Below are 18,392 nucleotides of genomic sequence, written 5' to 3' on the forward strand. Positions count from 1 at the left end.
AATGAGTCAATCGATGAACAGGAATTCGTTGCTGTTGAACAGGGCCCGGCAAACGGTGGCCAGGCCGTGGTCCCTGGCGACCTGGACCGCTCGGGATCGTTCGGCCTTAGAAGGACCGCGGCCGAGGGCGAGCAGGTAGGCCCGGTCGATCCGGGCCTCGAGGCCCGGCCCCGCCTCGGACTCCAGGCGATCGGCGAAGCGCGCGGACAGGTCCAGGACCATGGCGTTGTTCAGCATCGCCAAAGCCTGCAGCGGCGTGTTGGTCACGGTGCGGACCGGGGCAGTCGTCGAGGGGTCGGGGCAGTCGAGGGCGTCGAGGAAACTGCTGCGTCCCCCCCGCGCCCAGGTGCGGAACAGGGTCCGGCGCTGCGAGCCCGGCCCGGTCGGATCGGTCGGCTGGTAATGGGTGGTAATCGTCCCTTCGGCCCGGACGATCGCGAAATCGCGGAACCCCGGACCACCGATCGCCGGATCGAGCGCTCCGGCGACGGCGAGCATCGCATCGCGGACCATCTCGGCGTCCAGCCGCTTCGGAGGGTTGCGCCAGAGGAGGCGGTTGTCGGCATCGATTTGAGCCGATTCGGGGTCGAAGCGCGACGACCGCCGGTAGGCGGAGGACGTGAGGATGCGGCGGTGCAGGTGCTTGAGGCTCCAGTGGTGCTCGATCAGATCACGCGCGAGCCAGTCGAGCACGTCAGGATGCGAGGGATCGCCCCCGTTGAAGCCGAAATCGCTGGGAGTCGCGACCAGCCCAGTGCCAAAGGATGCTTGCCAGATCCGGTTGACGATCACCCGGGCAAACAGGGGGTTCTCCGGGTGGCTGATCCAGGCGGCCAGGCGGGTCCTGCGCTCCGCATCGGGAGCCTCAGGATCGAGCCCGAACGCGCTGGGGATCGTGGCATCGATTGCCGAAAGACCACCGGGAGCAACCACCTCGGCCGGGGTCGCGGGATCACCCCGGATCAAGCGATGCGAGGTCCCCGGCTCTCGGGGCGAAACCGCGTAGGCGGTGCGCGTCGACGCGAGTCGATCCTGGACCCGGTCCCGTTCGGCCAGGAGGCGGTCACGATCACGGCGAAGGTCGGCGGGCAGAGCCTCGGCGATTGCCTGCGGGTCGATCGGGGCCCCGTGTTGAAACGAGGCGGCGACGTCCTCGGCGGTCAGGGCCCGATCATGGACCGCGGCCCGGGCGATCCGGCCGGCGAGCATCCGGTTCCCCCCCGGTTCGCCGTGCCGCAGGCCGAAGACGACCTGGGCCTGGCCGGCCTCGAACGTCTTCAAACCGGCCGATCGGTAGGGAGAGCCATACGGTTGGCCGTCGCGATAGGCGGTGATCGTGCCATCGGCCTCGTAGACGAGGGCGAGGTGAACGAAGCGGCGGTCGGCCTCGTCTTCGGGAGGCCCCTGGAACGATTTCGTCCGGGAAAAGCCATCGCTGCCGGCCATCCAGTGCCCCGCCTCCTGTTCACCGAAGACGATGGCATCGAACGTCTGGCCGTCGAGCGTCTGCACGCTCACCACCCCGCCGCCGCGCTGGGTGAGGTCATCGAGCCGGACCCAGGCTTCCAGCGTTTTGACTCCGAGATCCTCCGTCAACGGCGCCGAGGCGAGAAACCCCGAGGAGCCATCGACGATCAGGCTCTCGGGGTCGAGGCGCGCACCGCCTCGAAGCGTGCCGGGCAGACCGCCCTGGAGGTCGGTCGGGCCGCGATCGAACTCCCATCGAAGCGTGGGGATCGGAACCGCATTGAGGGATTCCGGACTGCATCGCGTGCGCAACTGTTCGCGCACGGGCTGCTCGAGGGCGCGCAGGCGATCGGAAAGTGCCGCGAATCGGCGACGGGCCGCCAGGGTGTCCGGGTCGATCGCCGAGAGGTCGCGCACCCCGTGGCGGACCCCGTCGAGCGCCGCGGCCATCCGGTAGTAATCCGTCTGGGGAATCGGGTCGAACTTGTGGTCGTGGCAGCGGGCGCAGTGGACCGTGAGGCCGAGGAAGGTCTGCGAGACGGTGCTGACCAGGTCTTCCAGCTCGTCCTGACGCACCACCTTCCGCATGGCCTCGCTCTGCTGCCCCTGGCCGACGGAGTCGTAGGAACCGGCCACCAGGAAGCCGGTCGCCTCGATCGCGCTCGGATCGTCGGGGGCCAGCAGGTCGCCGGCGATCTGGAGGCGGGCGAAGGTGTCATACGGCATGTCGGCGTTGAGCGCTTGCACGACCCAGTCGCGGTAGCGCCAGGCGTCGGGCCGGAATTCGTCGTGTTCGAAGCCGTTGCTCTCGCCAAAGCGGGCCAGGTCGAGCCAGGCTCGGGCCCATCGGACCCCGTACTGCGGAGACGCCAGCAGACGATCGACCAGCCGCTCGTAGGCGTCGGGCCGGTCGTCGGCCACGAACGCTTCGACCGCGTCCGGATCGGGAGGCAGGCCGGTCAGATCAAAGGTCACCCGACGAATGAGCGTACGACGATCCGCCATTCCGAGCGGTTGAAGCCCTTGCTGGTCAAGGCGGTGGCGAATCATCACATCGATCGGCGTTGACTCCTCCGCGAGCGCCAACCCCGGGAGATCCGGTCGTCGGAGCGGTGCCAGCGACCACCAGTCGCGCCCGGCCCTGCGATCGGTCGAGGCGGCGAAGGGGTCAATCGGGTCCGAGCCCCACGGCGCTCCGCGTTCAATCCAGGAACGAAGCTGCTCAGCCTCGTCCTCCGGCAAGGGGTGGTCCGGCGGCATGAGACCGTCCTCAACCGCGATCCAGAGGAGGCTCTCATCGAGGTTCCCCGGCGTGACCGCCGCGCCGCCGTGGCCCCCCTTGAGGGCTCCTGCCTGGCGTGACAGATCAAGCCCGCCTTTCGGATCCGGGCCGGAATGGCAGTCGAGGCATCGCGCGGCCAGGATTGGGGCCACCGATTGATCGAATTCGAACGCCGGTGGGGCATCCGGCTGGCCGATCGCCACTGGGCCATACAACAGGGTCGCCGCGACGATCAGAGCAAGGCGCATTCCGCACACTCCCCCGGCTTCAAGGATCGAAGATCGACCCACCCGACCCGAACCCTCATCAAACACGATTGCTCAATATCCGATCGTTCCCGACCCATCCCGGTCCGTCAAGCCTTTGGCGTGGTCGATCCGGAGTCCAGGGAGCGCGAACGGGTCGAATCGCCTCCCGAATGTCAGAGGCCACCGGGTCTGGAAAGAGTCTCGGAATGGCTCAAAGGCAAGGGTGCAGGCCATTGGCGCGGCCCCTCCGGACGCGTGGCATGCCGGAAGGCATCAGGCAGACAGCGGGACGCGATCCGCTAGAATGAAGGATGGGAGGATTTCCATCATGCCGCTCCGCGATCATTTCCGTCCGCCGATGGATCAGTTCATGTCGTGGGACGGGGTCCACGGTCAATGGCCCGCGATGATCGTCCTGGCGCTCTCAGCTCGATTGCCGAACGGCTATCTCGCCGCGCCTCATATTCACCTGGGATCGTCAATCGAGGTGGACGTCGCGACCTTCGATCGACCTGAGGAACAGCCGGAGCCCTTCGCCGGATCGGACGAAGGGGGGGGGACGGCGACGGCCACGGCAACGATGACCGCAACCTGGGCACCGCCGAAGCCGACCCTGGCGATCAGGGCCGACGTGCCGAAGGCCGACGAGTACGAGGTGCGGGTCTACGACACCAGGCGGGGGCGTCGGCTGGTGGCGGCGGTGGAGTTCGTGAGCCCCTCGAACGAGGACCGTCCTGAACATCGCCGGGCGTTTGTGATCCAGTGCGCCGCGATGCTCGCCGAAGGCGTTTGTGTGGCGATCGTCGATGTGGTCACGACCCGGGCGGTCAACCTGTACGGCGAGCTGCTGGCGATGATCGGCCATGCCGACCCCATGCTCGGGCACGATCCCCCCGTGATCTCGGCCGCCTCATGCCGCTGGATGCGGCGCGGCGACGCCCGAATTCTTGAGTCGTGGGCCTACCCGCTGGAACTTGACAAGGAGTTGCCGACCCTGCCCCTCTGGCTGGCCCCCGATCTGGCCGTGCCGCTCGACCTGGAAGGAAGCTACGAGGACACCTGTCGAGCCCTCCGCATCCCGTAACGCGCTCGGGGCCATCTTCGGAGAATTGCACGTGCATGCAATTGTTCGGAAAATGCTGGGCAGACCGCGGGGCTTCCGGAGGCTCGGCAAGTCGTCCGACCCCTCGGAGCCTGGATTCGCATGGTAGACTTTCCCATCGCGATTGATCGAATCGAGGCAGGGAGCACGCCATGCGAACGGAATGGAAACGGCAAATGAGGTCGGTGATCGCCTGGCTCGGCGTCGGGATCGTGGCCGCATTGGCCTGGATTAGCCCCTGGAGCGAAGCTCGGGCCGATTACGATCCTCCGGTCGGGCATGAGGCGATTGGCTACGGGCCGGAAGGGTTGGCCGGCAGGGGGTACGGCAAGGGAGCCTGGTACGCGAAACCCTACCACACCAAGAGTTCGGTGTATGGCTATCAGGATTTCGCCTACGGGCGAGGTCCGTTGATCAATCTCGGGGGCGCGGCCTTGCAGCCGGGGTTTCGGGGCTATGGCATGCTGGGCAGCCCCGGCTACGGCCTGGGCATGTATCCCAGTGCCTGGACCGATCAGCGTCCCGTTCATGGGATGGGCCGCTGGTTCGGACATCGGCTCCCTCGCGGCCCTCGACACGGGTGGTAAGGGCCTTGGCCAACGGCCGACTCGGTCGAGTTTGACGGCTGGGAAGGCTTTGCGCGGGGCGTCAAGATCATTTTGACCGGAAAGACCGTTCGAATCGCGCTCTTGCTCAAGGTGCGCACGAAACGCTTCCGATTCTTGGGGTGAGCCGACCGTGGCCGGTTGCAAGGAATGCGGCCCGGGCACGGTCTTGATCGTGTTCTTGCTGCCCCGAGGATGGTGTCGAATGGATCAATCGAATCGACCGAGGGGTCGAGGCCGGCGGCTCGGCCTCGCAGGACTCGGCATGGCCGCGACTCTCCTGCTTGGGATGGCCGCTCTGGAACCTTCGCAAGCGAGCACCATTCAGGCGGTGGAACAGGATCAGGACGCCATCCCCGTGATGGAGCTTGGCCCGATCGCCGCCGATCCCTTGACCGAGGAGATTCCGGCTCTGCCCGATTCGCCTCCCGAAGTGCCATCCGTCGAGCAGGTCGGTGAGGAACCGTCGCGTCCCGCCGGCGTTGTGATGCCCGACTCCTCGCCCGCGGCCATCACCTCCGACCCCTTTGCAACCGCCAGCGAAGGGGCTGAGGTCGCCCCGGAACTGCCGCTGATCGAAGGGAATTCGGCGCCCGGTGGTCCCATCCCCCCCCCCCCCGGTCCCGAGCCGGCCACCGTGACGTCGGAGCTGACCGTTCAGTTTGTCCCGGGGCAACTCCCCTTGCCGGAGGGGTTCCCGAATCCGCCGTCAAACGTCGGGCCGATTCCGCCGCAACCGCAGTATCCCCTTCAAGTTCCGCCGCAGTATCCTCCGCAACCCCAGTGGGTGCCGAGGACGGAGCCACGAGGGGGAGGTGGACTGCCGGAAGCGCTCCCCGACGCGGACCAACCCACGCTCTCGCTTCGGGTGAACAACCAGGACATTCGTCAGGCGCTGGAACTCCTGGCGGCTCAGGCCGGGGTCAATATCATCCCGTCTCAGGGGGTCAGCGGTTCGGTCAGCATTACGCTGGAAGACGTGACGTTTGATCGCGCGCTGGACATTCTGCTGAGAATCGCCGACCTGGAAGCACGGCGCGAGGGGAACCTGATCTTCGTCTACACGGCGGCCGAGGCGGAGGACTTGCGTCTCCGAGAAAACGAGCCGATCGTTCGGGTCTATCATCTCAATTATGTTCGAGCGTTTGACATCTTCGCCATGATTAGCCCCTTCCTGAGCCCTCAGGGAACCATTTCCTTGACGCCTCCCAGCGCCCAGGGCATTACGGGCGCAGGGGGAGCGGGAGCCTTTGGGGGATCGACCGGCGGCATCGTGGGCGGTGCCGGAGGCGTGGGGCTGGTCGGCGGTGGTGGTGGACTGGTCGGCCCGGGAGGCGCCGGTGCCGGCGGAACCGCCGGCGGCATGGCCCTCGGCGGGAACATGGCAGGCGGGGGATTCCCCGGCCCGGTCGGTGGCGGCCGTTCGACCGGAGGCGATTCCTTCGCCATGCACGACATGGTTGTGGTGCGAGACTTCCCGGAGAATGTCAAGGTCATCGATGAAATCGTCGCGCGACTCGACGTCGAGCCGTTACAGGTTCTCATCGAGGCGGTGATTATCAGCGTCGAGTTACGCGATGGCCAGGAGCTCGGGGTGAACTTTGCCGTGGTCGACAAGCTGGCGACCGAGGCGATCGTTTCGGGAAGCGGAACGGCCATTAACCTGGCCGGCGGGTTTAGCCCGGCTCAGGTCCTCTCCGCCGCCGCATCTCCTCCGGCTCCTCCGCAGCTGGGAGCATATCTCGGCGATCGCCCCGGCCAGTTGCTGCCGGCCTACCTGGCCGATCAAGGCCTGAAATACGGCTTTGTCAGCAACAGTGTGGCCGGGTTCATTCGGGCCCTGGAAACACTCAACAAGATCAACATTCTTGCCAGCCCTCGGCTCCTGGTGTTGAACAAGCAACTGGCCGAAATCCAGCTCGGTCAGCGACTGGGTTATGCGACCACCTTCACGAACCTGACGACCGCCTCGGAGCAGGTCCAGTTCATCCCGATCGGGACCTTGCTGTCGATTCGTCCCTTTGTCTCGCAGGAAGGGATGATTCGGCTGGAAATCCATCCGGAACGAAGCTCCGGATTCATCGACGCCAACGGGATCCCTCAGCTCACGACCTCGGAGCTGACCACGAACATCATGGCCCCTGATGGCGCGACCATCGTCATCGGTGGCCTGATCGACAACACCGACGAGATCCGGGAAGACGGGGTCCTCGGCCTGAACCGGTTGCCCTTTGTCGGCCCCTTGTTCCGGACCCGAACAATGCAGGCAAGAAAGCAAGAGCTTCTGGTCTTGCTCACTCCTCGGATCATCAACCGAGACGGCGGCCTCCCCAAACCGGTCCCGGGCAGTCCTCCCGTGGGACCCTCGGGCGTGCCGAACTCGGGGCCGATGCCGGGGCAACCTTACTTTGTCGAGGCCGGGTGCGAGATGCCCGTCCTGGCGCCGACTCTGCTCGATCCGGATGTCCTGATGCGGCGATCGTCTCAGCAAACCCTCGGAGCGGCCTCGGGACTGCGTGAGCTGATCAGCAACGATTTCGGGAGCGCCGCCCCCTCGTCGGTCGACGAGATGCTCCAGGCGGCTCAGATGACCGCGGCTCGGGACGCTTCGACCGAACCGCCAGAGGCGGAACAACCGGCTCAAGACGACCGGCCGTGGTGGGATCCGCGCCGCTCGGCCCCGACCAAGGTGACGCACGACACGCCCAAGGACCCCTCGCCCTCACCGACCACCCCCGAGGCAAGCCCGGCGGACGAGACGGAACGGGGGTATCGACCGGGGGACCTGACCCGGGCCATGTTCTCCCGCATCGCTCAGCGGCGCAAGCAGCCGGATTCCCCTTCGCCCACGATGCAAGGTCCCGCCCCGTCGCGGGTCCAGGTTTCCTCGCAATCCGCGGGGCCGGCCGCTCCGGTGGCCGCTCCGGCGGCGAGCCCGGCCAGGGACGCCTCGGTCACGGCGGTGGGAATCGCGCAGCATGTCGTCGGTCCTGGCGAGAATTTCCAGGCGATCGCCGACCGCTACTACGGCAATCCGGCCCTGCATGCGGCGCTCTGGGCCGTGAACCGGCATACCACGCCGGCCCCCGAGGGATTGCAGCCGGGGATGACGCTCATCCTTCCCCCGACCGAGGTGCTGGAACGCGTCTACATCGACGCGGTGCAGACGACCCTCCGGACGCAGAGTCCGGCCGAGCCGGTCGCTCCAGCCTCGGCCGAACCGAACCGCCGGCGCCGGTTCCCGTTCTTCGGAACGCGGTAAGCCCTCGTTGGATCCGAGACTGGAGTGGATGCTCCATCACGATCGGCGGGTCGGATCACGCCGAACCATCGGCCGATTCCGCCCGCCGATCGTTTTTCGTTCCCGTCAGGAGGTTCCGTTTGCGATCCGGGCGGTTGGTCAGGGTTGAACGGGGATCACCGGCGTGATCTGACCGGTGCCGAGCACACTCCGACCGGCAAAGAGCAGGCGGACTCCTTCGAGAATCTGTTCCCGAGAGCTCTCGACGATGGTGTCGATCGTCGCCAGGTACAGTTCCACGGCGGCATCCGAGCCCGACGGCAGGGGTTGCGAGGTAAGTTGCTGGAGCAACAACTGCGGCCCCTGCCCGGCGATCTGGTTGGCCAGCAAGAACTGAATGGCCGTCTCGGGCCGGGGCGTGTGGTACGCCCCGGGCATTCGAGGCAGGCGGATGGGCAGCCGGTTGAAGTAGGTGACGAGGTCCTGAGAAAGCCTCGAGGTCCGGTCGGCGACGAAACTGAGGTACTGGTTCGCCAGGTTGTCGACGTTCGGCGACGGCGTCAGCAGGACAATCTCCAGCGTCGAGCCGGCCGGCAGGGGGGCGTCGGGAGCGGGAATGATGGTCCCTTCCGCGGTAATGATGCTGCCGAAGCCGCCGGACAGGGGATTGTACGCCTGGACGCCGGTCAGCAGGCCCGAGGCGGTGCCGGTGATCTGGTAGAGTCGCGGAGTCTCGCCCGGGGCCCGGGCCGCGACCTCCAGCGGCGCCTCGGCGCTGGCCGGGGGCAGGCTGATCCCGCTGGGCACCGAGAACAGGCCGTTGCCGGGCTCGTAGCCGTCGACCAGGGTCAGCTGAACCGTCTGGGAAGGCTCGACGTCGAAGGTCCGGAGGTACTGGTTGATCGCCCCGGCAAGGTCGGCCCGGAAGCGGTCGTATTGCTCGTTGATGACGACCGACGGTGTCTGAAGGGTCCGGGCCATTGGTGCCTGAGGCACTCGCGCGGCCATCGGCGTCTGAGGCAACCGCGCGATCCTCGGAGCCTGAAGGACGCGGGGTGATGGCGGGGTCGGTCGGTTGGCCGCTCGGATCGCGGCGAGGGATTGGGCCCAGTCTCGCAGCGCAGGGCGCGCCAGGGGCTCTCGGAAGCCAATCGAGGAGAGAACGATGCGTTCTTCCAGCGCATCCCAGGTCCCGGGACGGAATCGAGATCGTCGCGGCGTGCTCATCGGCGATTGGCCCTCCTGAGTTCGACGGGCCCTCCTCGGTTCGACGGGCCGTTGGCGACGAGACGTTGCGCGCGCCGAGACCTGGCGTCCGCCGGACGACGGGGGCGTACCGAAAGCTCCTATCGGCCTGGGTGATCGCCACGCGCCACCCGAGTCGAACCGCTCCTGGCGAAGACTCAAGGATCATCCGGCACGACCACTCCCTCGGGGCGATTCGCGCCAGCCGGACGAGGAGGGGCGAGGGTTCTGGTCCGACCCCGGGAAGCCGGGACGCGCAGCTCGCAAAACACTGCCGAATCCCGCTCCCTTCCCCGCAGAACACTCAACACGATCGGGTCATCAGGTTCGGGCAGGAGAACCGGTCCGCATCGGTCGCAAAGCTTGGAGGGGAACGCCGATGAATGGCCTCAGAGGTTTTCCGCAGCAGAAAAAGCTGATAGGCAAGCAGTGAAAGATAGAGCGCGATGAAGATGGGAAAGAAGTGTCGGACCCGGAATCGCGTGCCGAACATCCGGTGATGCTGAAAGATCAGCAAGATGGGCAGGCAGACGGCGGTCATCAGGTACTTGCCCAGGACGAAGGTCATCGGCCCGTGCTCGATCAGGACCGCCATGAGCGGGTTGGCCTCTTCACAAAAGAGGTCGATGAGAATCATCGTCAGCACGCCGTCGGTGAGTGTCAGGATCAAGAGCGAGAGGATCATGATTCCCAGCGATTTGTCGTAGCGATCGACGAAGGAAAAGGGACCGAGATCCGCTTCCCGTCGATGCCGTTGTCGTCGGGCCGGCGATCGGAAGGCATCCCAGGGGCGTGTCGGTCGTTTCCGGCGATCGCCAGAGCGGGGGCAGTCGTCAGGGGCGTGATCCACGACTCGGCTCCATGGTCAGGGCAATTCAGGGGACTCGGGAGTCGGCTCAAACGTGGTGATCGGCCCCTCGACATCGAGATGGGCGACCGGGTCGTACGGCACCGCGGTCAGGCTCCAGTGACTCGGCGGAGGGTCGGGGAGCGGTTCCGGATCCGGCAGGCGCTGGAAAATCAGGGTGTAGCGGACCAGCGAGCCGGAAGGGACATCGAGAAACACCACGAAGCACGAATAGGCCCCGAATTCGTCGAGCTTCTCCTCCGCCGGGATGCCGGTTTCGAGCAACCCGAGCCCGACGGCCAGGGCCGAACGTCTTCCGGCCTGTTGCTCCGTGCGCCGGCGGAGGGCTTCCTCCATGCCGATGGTCGTGGTGCACTGGCGGTTGGCCAGGCTCCAGACCATGAACAGCAGGGTGAGCTGCGCCAGGACCGCGGTCAGAGCGATTCCCGGACGCCGGAGCCGAACAATCGGGCGTCTCATGGTTTGATCGCCTCAAAGGTGTAGAACCGGGAATAGCGCTTCTTGAAGATGCGATACTGAAATTCCAGCGTCAGGATCAATCGCTCCTCGGAACCATACGGAATGTCGACTTGCATCGAAGCAAGGTCCGTGGCAACGACCGAGGAGATCCCCGTTCTCGAATCGGTGCGAACGAGCATGCCGCGCGTCGTGCCCGGGGCGTACTGAAACGAATAAATGATGGCGTGATTTGGCGCTTCGAAGATCGAGGGCTCCCCCTCGGGGGCCGGCTCGGCGGGCTCTTGCGCGCTGTCGTACCAGAGTTCCAGATTGCCCTGTTCGAGGCGCCAGCCGACCAGGCGATGCTCGTCCCGCTCGCCGATTGGCCCGCTGAACGGGGGCAGGGATCCGCCCAGGTCGGTGGCCAGAGAGGCCGCGGCCATGATGGCCTCGCCGGCCACTCGGCCCCGGTAGTACGAGTCGACCGCCGGCACCCCGAAGGCCTTCCATGAGAGGAGACAGAGGACTCCGAGCAGCCCGGTCAAGGCCGTGGCAATGGCCATTTCGATGAGGGTGAAGCCCTGGCGGCGGTGGCGGCCTCGACTCATGGTAAAGGCTCCGGATCACTCGGCGGCGCTTCACCCGAAGATCCCGTGTCGTCGGCTTCGGGAGCGATGGGGGTGACGGACACCTCGACCCAGGCACTGTTCCCGATCATCGAGAGGCTTGACGAACGGATCGAGACCGAATTGGCTCGGTCGATGGGGGGGGCGAGGGCGGTGGCCGGGGGATTCGCGGAGAGGGTCGCGTCGAATCCGAGCTTGCGGAGCCAGCGATTCTCGGACGCCCCGAGATGCTGCGCGGGCACGAGGTAATTGATCGTGTCGGTCGAGATCGTCTGCTCGATCCGGGTAATCAAGCGGGTCTGCGAGGCCACGATCGGCGCCAGGCCGGCCAGCGCCACGCCGAGGACGGCGAAGGCCACCTGCACTTCCAGATAGGTAGAACCTCGCCGCGCGATCGGAGGTCGCCAGGCATCGAGAATCGCTCGTCTCATGGTCCAACCTCCCGATCACCGGAATCCTGGCCGAACAACCCGCCCGTGCGTGTCGGTCACCTCGCCCGTGACAACCCCCGCGGCGTCAATCGTCAGGACTCCGTGAAAGGCGGTCCCGGCCGATCGCGTGGCGGTGGCCTGGAACTCTCCGTTGGGCTGGAGCACGATCCGGTAGAGGAACGACGGATCGTTGTACATCAGGAACGGTCCACCGGCCGAGGCGCTTGAGATCTCGGAACTTTGGAAAATGCCATACGCGATCAAATCATCAGGATCAGGTGTGTAGTAGCGCTCATTCAGATAGAAGAACCGCTGGGCGGCCCAGAGCGTGCGCAGGTTCGCGGCGGCCATGTCGGTCCGGGCCTGCTCCACCGACGAGCGATACGACGGGATCGCCATGGCCGCGAAGATGCCGATCAGCAGCGCCACAATCATGAGTTCGACGAGCGTCGATCCGGAGCGGCGCGGCCTCGGTTCTCGGCCCGACAGAGCGGTCATTGGATGCCACCGGACATGTTGAACATGGGGAGGTAGATCGAGAGCATCATCACGGCAATCACCGCCCCCATCCCCACGACAATCAAGGGCTCAAGCGCCTTGGAAATCCTGGAAATGAGGGACTCGACCTTTTCTCTATAGTAGGGCGCCACCCGATCCATGACCGACGCCAGCTGCCCGGATTCCTCTCCCGTGCGGACCATGTTGATGACCATCCCGGTGAACAGGCCGCTTTCCTCCAGCGCCGAGGCGAGCGATTGCCCCGAGGCCACCCGCCGGCGGGCCTGGTCGAGCGCGTCTCGGTAGATCGGGTTGTTGCCGAGGATCCCTCGCAGGGTTTCCAGGGTTTCGAGCATCGGGACCCCGCTCTTGAGCAACAGTGCGAGATTCGACGCGAAGCGGTACATGGTCGATTGAATGAGCAGATCTCCCACGGTCGGGGTGACCATGAGCATCCCCAGCACGCGGCGACGGCCTTCATCGGTGCTGTAGTAGCGTCGAAAGGCGAAGACCGTCAGACCCGTTCCGAGGAGCAGATAAAGCCCGTAGCTGACGACGAACTGCGAGGCCGAGACGACAAACTGCGTGATCTCTGGCAGCTCGGCTCCCATTTCCTTGAACATGCGATCGAACGTGGGCACCACGAAGCGTAGCATCGCCGCAATGGCCAGCGTGGCCACGCAGAGCAGAACGATCGGGTAGAAGAGCGCTCCGCGCATCTTCCGCCTGGCATCGCGCGCCTCCTGGACCTGGCCGGAGAGTTCGCGGAGGACGTCGGACATCCGGCCCGTGATCTCGCCGGTCCGGATCATCTCGATCCAGGAATGCTCGAAGGCTTCCGGATAGTTGGCGGCCGCGGCATGGAAGGAACTGCCGGCCGACAGCCTGGCCGCAATTTCCGAGAGGATCTGGCGCAACCGAAAGCTCTCGGCCTGCTCCGAGCCAATCTGGATCGCTTGCAGCAAGGGGGTGCCGGCGGCAACCAGGGTCGCCAGTTGTTGGAAGAAGGCCAGGATGTCGTCGATCCCGAGTTTGGTGTGCGGCTTGCTTGCCACCCGGGCGTGGGACATCACCCATTCGTCGAAAACCATCGTCGGAATTCCTCGGATCGGATCAGTCGTCGCCGGCCATTGCGACGGTCAAGGCGGCTTCGAGGCTGGTGTGGCCGAGCCGGGCTTTCTCGATGGCGTTATCAATGAGCATGGCGGCTCCCTGCGCGCGAGCCGCCGCCCGCAACTCAGGCAGTGATGAGCGGGCCTGGATCAAGTCGGCCAGCGTCTGGGTGATGCGGATGACCTCGAACACGCCGGTTCGGCCGTGATAGCCGGAACCTCGGCAGGCCTCGCAGCCGACCGGCCGGTAGAGGACCTGGCCCGCTTCAAGGTGATAGCGGCGGGCCGTCTCGGCATCGCATTCGTAAGGCGTTTTGCAGTGGAGGCAAAGCTTCCGCACCAGCCGCTGCGCCTGCAGCAAGCGCAGGGTCGACGCGAGCATGAACGGTTCGAGCCCCATGTCTTGCAATCGGCTGATCGAACTGAGCGCGTCGTTCGTGTGCAGGGTGGAAAGCACCAGGTGGCCGGTCAGGGCCGATCGCATGCAGATCTCGGCGGTTTCCGGGTCGCGGACCTCGCCGACCATGATAATGTCGGGGTCCTGTCGCAGAAACGCGCGGAGAGCGTTGGCGAAGGTGAGATTGATCTGGGGCTTGACCTGCACCTGGTTCAGCCCCTTGAAGCGATACTCGACCGGGTCCTCGGCGGTGCAAATGTTCGTATTTGACTCATTGAGGAGGTTCAGGCAGGTGTACAGCGTGGTACTCTTGCCGCTACCGGTCGGACCCGTCACCAGGACGAGGCCGTGGGGTGACCGGATTGCCTCGGTGATGTCTTCGATCTGACGGTTCGAGAGGCCCAAACCTCGAAGGTCCAGCGGAATGGCCGTCTTGTCGAGTAACCGAATGACGAGCTTCTCGCCGTAGACCGTGGGCATGGTACTCAGGCGCAGGTCAATGCGACGGTCGCCGCTTTTCAGGGTGATGGCACCGTCCTGGGGAATGCGCTTCTCGGCAATGTCCATGCGGCCGAGAATCTTCAGCCGCGAGACGATCGTCACGAAGACCTGACGGTTCAGAACCTGATATTCTTGAAGGTTTCCGTCGATCCTGAGGCGAATTTTACAGGCATCTTCGAACGGTTCGAGGTGAATGTCGCTCGCCCCGGCGCGGACGGCGTGTTCGAGAATCTGGTTGACCATCCGGATGATCCGGCCGTCGCGCCCCGGCGGGGGAGCCTCATCGAGGACCAGGGTGCCGGCTCGGTCTTCCTCCTCGGTCACCTCATCGTCGAGGTCCGCATGCTCGAAGCTCTCGGCATCGGGAGCAAAGACGGTGGACGAGCGGGTCGATCGGTAGAGGTCTTCGATCAACTGCTCGACGACGCCGATCGGCGCGATCATCGGTCGGACACGCAGCCCCGTCAGCAACTGGACCTCGTCGATGACCAGCATCTCGCGAGGCGTGACGAAGGCCAGGTCGAGCTGATCCCCCCGGATGGCAACCGGGGCAATGGTCTGATCCCGACAGAGCTTCTCGGTGAGCAATCGGGCCAGTTCCGGCTCGGGGGTCGGCATCTCCGACCCGGGGTCGTACAGCGGAACGGCAAGATACTCGGCATAGGTCCGGGCGATTTCCGAGTCCCCCACCAAGCCGCCGAGAATCAAGGTGCGCTCGTTCAGCTCCTGGCCCCGGCTCCGGATCTCGCGGAGCCCCTCGGGGGTGACGGCTCCGCGCTGCAACAACAGCTCGATCAACAGAGACCGTTCATCGGCCACGCGGGTCGTGTTCATCGCGATCCCTCCACGGAAGCGGCGAGCGCGGGGCGCGAGGTCAACCGGCTCGAAGGGGGATCCACCAGCAATCGAAGGAGCGCCTTCGAGATCTCCGGCAAACTGCCACCCGATTGTCGAGCAATCTGTTCCATCAGGTCCGGCACCGGCAGATGCACTCCGGCCGCCGCTAGCGCCGCCCGGGCGTCGGTCAGGGTTTCCAGTCCCGCCCGCAGCCCGAGCTCGTCGGACGAGTCGTTCGCCGCCGGGGTCGCTTCGGCCATCAGCGCGGCCAGCCGGTCGGGCAGCTCAAGGACCAGCGAATCGTGATGGTTCTCGCGGCCGAGCACCACCCGACCGGGCTCGATGCGGGCCACCGTCCAGGCCGTTCGGGGTGAGCCGTCGGGCCGTTCGAGGAGCTCTCCCTGGCGATAGACTCGGCCGTTAATGATGGCGGCCCGGCGATCCCCCGAGACCAGCGTTGCCCCCAGCGCCAAGACCGGAGCCGGCATGCGAGGGGCCGCCGCGGTCGTCCCGGAGGGGTTCGATCGCAACCGACTGGAGGCGGCCTGGCTCGCCTTGGCATCACTGGGCTGAGCGGCCAACTGCGCCGGATCACCCGCCTGGCGGAACGGATCACGAGCCGACGGAGGGCCAAAGTCAGGCTTCAGCAGGCTGGAATCGATCGTTGGCAACGCCGGGGTCGGCGCGGCCTGGTGCGGTGGTGGGGCCACGTGCGGCCAGACACAGTAACCGACGGCGAGCAGGAAGCCGGCCAGCGGACCGAGTTTGATCAGTTCGTTGGACATCACGTTATCCCTCGACTCCGATCAGGAGCAGTTGCATCTCGTTGAGTCCACCCCCCTGAGAGGCGCTGCTTCCGGTCTTGCGGCTCACCTGGATCGAGTCGATTCGGATCAGCCGAGGCGATGCTTCGAGCCATCGAACGAATTGCTCGAGGACCGGGAAATTCCCTTCGAGAACGATCCGATGGGCCGAGGCCGAGTAAGGGCCGACCTTCATGGAAGGGCGAGGCTCCAGGGAAACCAGCTTGATCTCGGGAAACTGACGGACCCCGCTCATGATGAAGGGAACCCAGATATCCCCCTCGTCCGACTCGGGCAATAACGCGCTGAACGCTTCAGCCTGCTGGCGAAGGTGTTCCACCTCGTGGGCCAGGGCCAGCCGCTGGCGGCCGATGTTGAGCCGGTGATCGTCCTGAGCGATCGCGCGATGCAACGGCGAGTAGGTCGCCAGATACCAGGCCACGAGCAAGACCAGGTTCAGGACCAGCCCCAGACGGTTCGGTTGGTGCAACAAGTCCCGGAGGAGATTCACCAGTCGGGAGGGTGACGATGCGTCGCTCATGGGGAGGTCTCGCGCGAGGGCCGGGAGGAGGGGGCTCCCGGTTGGCAATGGATGATGAAGGAGGCCGTCGGAATGCGCGACTGACCGCCGGCTCCCCAGCGCAGTCCCGCCATGCCGACGTCCGGGAGCGTTTTGTGAAGCAAGGGGCTTTCCCGGAGTGACTCGATCAGGACCTCGACTTCCGGAGAGACAGCCCCGCCGGCGGGAATCGGCGCGTCGATCGCCAGGGTCAGCGACCGTTTCGGCGCGGTCCGCCGACCCTTTCCACCCACGACCTCGTAGGAGGCCTGACCGTCGAACTTCGTGACCACCATCCCTTCGGGCAGTAGTTCTGCGATTTCTCGCTTGCACTCGGTCCAGAGAATCCGGGTCGAGAGATACCGCTCGATCGACGAGGTCCGTTGCATCAGGTCGTCACGCTCCTGACGCAGCTTCGGCAAGTCGAGCGACTGAAGCCAGGGGTACTGGCTCTGCTCGGCCCGAACCGCGATGAACTCACGGTCGAGCGAGCGGCGGTGCTCGATCATCAGCATGGTGGCCAGGGCCAGCACCGAGGCCTGCACCGCCATCTGCCCCCAGGGCAGCAGGCTGAAGATCGGTTCTGGTGGGCGTAACTCTCGGGCAAGGTTGAACGTGGAGAGCTGCGGCAAGCACCCCATGGCCAGCCCGGCGGCGATCTCTCCCGCCTCGTACGCCGGGGTGTCATAACGGAGGACCCGAATCGGGACGCCGGACCAGATCGCCGCATCGGTCAAGGTGTCGAGATCGGGGCGGCCGTGAATCATCAAGGCCGCCGGAGCCGTGTCGGCCCCGTAGACGCGAAAGCTGTTCGAAATAAACCGATACGTGGAGAGAATCGCCGTCCCTTCGGCACCCGATTCGAGCGGAAAGTAACGCCACATGAGCGGCATGTCGTCGGCGGTCATGATCGCCAGGGCGTGCTCTCGACCGAGGAAGACCCGCAAGGCCGTCGGGCATCTGCGAGGGGTTCGAAACCGCTCCACGGCGGCACGGAGCAAGGCACAGGGCGCCGGCTCGACCTGGTACGGGCGAACCTCACAATCTTCCAGCGCTTCAAGGATCGGGCCGATCGCCTTCTTGCGGCAGGCCGCCACACTGGCCAGCGGTCGGCGGCCCGGCTGCCATCGAATGGCATCAACCTGCATGTGATCAATATTCAGGTTCGCCGACTGCAAGATCTCGTGCAGTAAGACCTGCGGAGACTGATCCTCGGCGTTCCGCTGAAGCTGGACCGGACGGGTCGAGAAGAACACGCCCATGCCCGGCATTCCCACGGCGATCGGGGCTCGCCGCCAGCCCTGGCTGGTGCGAAGCGGTTCGAGCAGCCGTTGGATGATCGCCGCGGGCGATCCCGAGGATCGCGGCTCAACCTTCCGATCGACCTCGACCGGACCCAGGGGCGTGAAGGCGATTCGAGACAGGGCGATCTCGCGGTCCCCGACATGCAGGCCGACGCTGCGCCTCCTCGGAATCTTTGCCAGGATCGCTTTCATCGATCGTACGCCTTCCCCGGCCAGTCCGATTGGGTGTGAGGGGGAACCGGTTCACCGGTCGTTCCGGGACGAATCGAGGCCCGCCGCCCGCGTTGTGGGCGGCGGGCCTCGCAGGAGGACCGTGACCATGGGAGTGGCCGTCGTGACCACCCGAGGACTCAGCGCGGCGACCCGACTTCGGATTACGTCCCACCGCTGAACCCACCGACGGGATTGATCTCGGCACTGATGGTGCTGTTGATCGCGTCGTAGCCTTCCTCGTTAAACGTCACCTCGTAATTCTCGTACCCGGCCGACGGGCCGATCCGCGTCAGGGTCATCGTCCACGAGAGTTCGAGGTCGGGATTTCCCGTGATGGGGCCGGGATTGAAATATTTCGGGGTTGGCGCCTGGATATCCAGATCCGTCAACGTGTCGGAATAAATGCCTTCTCGGGCGTGAAAGCGTTCCTGGGCATTGCGAACGGCCGAGAGATAGGCGAAGGCCTCGGCGGCCTTGGAACGTTCCACCGACATGAGAAAGCGCGGGACACCGAATGCCGCCAAAACGCCGATGATCACGACGACCACGGCCAGCTCGACCAGTGTGAAACCCTGACGAGGCTTCAAGGTGGTCTGTTGAGTTTGCATGGAACCC

The 18,392-nt window shown here is 65.6% G+C and carries 16 protein-coding genes; 3 read left to right on the forward strand and 13 right to left on the reverse strand.

Going from position 1 to position 18,392, the window contains the following annotated elements:
• Positions 1 to 6: 6 nt before the first annotated feature.
• Positions 7 to 2,997, reverse strand: coding sequence for a DUF1553 domain-containing protein (locus GA615_RS24720; RefSeq protein ID WP_152054021.1), 2,991 nt, complete (start codon positions 2,995 to 2,997; stop codon positions 7 to 9).
• 328 nt (positions 2,998 to 3,325) lie between these two features.
• Between GA615_RS24720 and GA615_RS24725 the strand changes: the two genes are divergently transcribed.
• The 3 genes from GA615_RS24725 (at position 3,326) to GA615_RS24735 (ending at position 7,966) form a co-directional block, all read left to right on the forward strand.
• Positions 3,326 to 4,081, forward strand: a complete 756-nt coding sequence (locus GA615_RS24725; RefSeq protein ID WP_152054022.1) for a hypothetical protein — start codon at positions 3,326 to 3,328, stop codon at positions 4,079 to 4,081.
• 170 nt (positions 4,082 to 4,251) lie between these two features.
• Positions 4,252 to 4,686 (forward strand): hypothetical protein, encoded by a 435-nt coding sequence (locus GA615_RS24730; RefSeq protein ID WP_161602546.1) that lies wholly within the window; start codon positions 4,252 to 4,254, stop codon positions 4,684 to 4,686.
• 283 nt (positions 4,687 to 4,969) lie between these two features.
• Positions 4,970 to 7,966, forward strand: coding sequence for a secretin and TonB N-terminal domain-containing protein (locus tag GA615_RS24735; RefSeq protein WP_161602547.1), 2,997 nt, complete (start codon positions 4,970 to 4,972; stop codon positions 7,964 to 7,966).
• Between the two features lie 138 nt (positions 7,967 to 8,104).
• Here GA615_RS24735 and GA615_RS24740 read toward each other — a convergent pair whose 3' ends face one another.
• The 12 genes from GA615_RS24740 to GA615_RS28610 form a co-directional block, all read right to left on the reverse strand.
• The gene (locus GA615_RS24740; RefSeq protein ID WP_152054025.1) at positions 8,105 to 9,172 is read right to left on the reverse strand and encodes a hypothetical protein; all 1,068 of its coding nucleotides are present in this window, start codon (positions 9,170 to 9,172) and stop codon (positions 8,105 to 8,107) included.
• 322 nt (positions 9,173 to 9,494) lie between these two features.
• Positions 9,495 to 10,040 carry a DUF5658 family protein gene (locus GA615_RS24745; protein ID WP_152054026.1) on the reverse strand — a complete coding sequence of 182 codons (546 nt, stop codon included), beginning with the start codon at positions 10,038 to 10,040 and terminating at the stop codon, positions 9,495 to 9,497.
• A gap of 15 nt (positions 10,041 to 10,055) precedes the next feature.
• Positions 10,056 to 10,517 carry a hypothetical protein gene (locus GA615_RS24750; protein WP_152054027.1) on the reverse strand — a complete coding sequence of 154 codons (462 nt, stop codon included), beginning with the start codon at positions 10,515 to 10,517 and terminating at the stop codon, positions 10,056 to 10,058.
• Positions 10,514 to 11,104: a PulJ/GspJ family protein gene (locus GA615_RS24755; protein ID WP_152054028.1), complete on the reverse strand. Its 591-nt coding sequence runs from the start codon at positions 11,102 to 11,104 to the stop codon at positions 10,514 to 10,516. Before GA615_RS24755 ends, GA615_RS24750 begins: the two co-directional genes overlap by 4 nt.
• Positions 11,101 to 11,553, reverse strand: a complete 453-nt coding sequence (locus GA615_RS24760; RefSeq protein WP_152054029.1) for a hypothetical protein — start codon at positions 11,551 to 11,553, stop codon at positions 11,101 to 11,103. Before GA615_RS24760 ends, GA615_RS24755 begins: the two co-directional genes overlap by 4 nt.
• A gap of 15 nt (positions 11,554 to 11,568) precedes the next feature.
• Positions 11,569 to 12,051: a type IV pilin protein gene (locus GA615_RS24765; protein WP_152054030.1), complete on the reverse strand. Its 483-nt coding sequence runs from the start codon at positions 12,049 to 12,051 to the stop codon at positions 11,569 to 11,571.
• On the reverse strand, positions 12,048 to 13,142 hold the full coding sequence (locus tag GA615_RS24770; protein WP_152054031.1) for a type II secretion system F family protein: 1,095 nt from the start codon (positions 13,140 to 13,142) through the stop codon (positions 12,048 to 12,050). The genes GA615_RS24765 and GA615_RS24770 overlap by 4 nt, the downstream gene beginning before the upstream one ends.
• Positions 13,143 to 13,164: 22 nt before the next feature.
• Positions 13,165 to 14,895, reverse strand: a complete 1,731-nt coding sequence (locus tag GA615_RS24775; RefSeq protein ID WP_152054032.1) for a GspE/PulE family protein — start codon at positions 14,893 to 14,895, stop codon at positions 13,165 to 13,167.
• Positions 14,892 to 15,683 carry a hypothetical protein gene (locus GA615_RS24780; protein WP_152054033.1) on the reverse strand — a complete coding sequence of 264 codons (792 nt, stop codon included), beginning with the start codon at positions 15,681 to 15,683 and terminating at the stop codon, positions 14,892 to 14,894. Before GA615_RS24780 ends, GA615_RS24775 begins: the two co-directional genes overlap by 4 nt.
• Before the next feature lie 4 nt (positions 15,684 to 15,687).
• On the reverse strand, positions 15,688 to 16,242 hold the full coding sequence (locus GA615_RS24785) for a hypothetical protein (protein ID WP_152054034.1): 555 nt from the start codon (positions 16,240 to 16,242) through the stop codon (positions 15,688 to 15,690).
• Positions 16,239 to 17,756: a hypothetical protein gene (locus GA615_RS24790; protein ID WP_152054035.1), complete on the reverse strand. Its 1,518-nt coding sequence runs from the start codon at positions 17,754 to 17,756 to the stop codon at positions 16,239 to 16,241. The genes GA615_RS24785 and GA615_RS24790 overlap by 4 nt, the downstream gene beginning before the upstream one ends.
• 182 nt (positions 17,757 to 17,938) lie before the next feature.
• The gene (locus tag GA615_RS28610) at positions 17,939 to 18,385 is read right to left on the reverse strand and encodes a type IV pilin protein (protein WP_152054036.1); all 447 of its coding nucleotides are present in this window, start codon (positions 18,383 to 18,385) and stop codon (positions 17,939 to 17,941) included.
• Positions 18,386 to 18,392: the final 7 nt, after the last annotated feature.

The sequence above is a fragment of the Tautonia marina genome (assembly GCF_009177065.1).
In the GTDB taxonomy this organism is placed as follows: Bacteria; Planctomycetota; Planctomycetia; order Isosphaerales; family Isosphaeraceae; genus Tautonia; species Tautonia marina.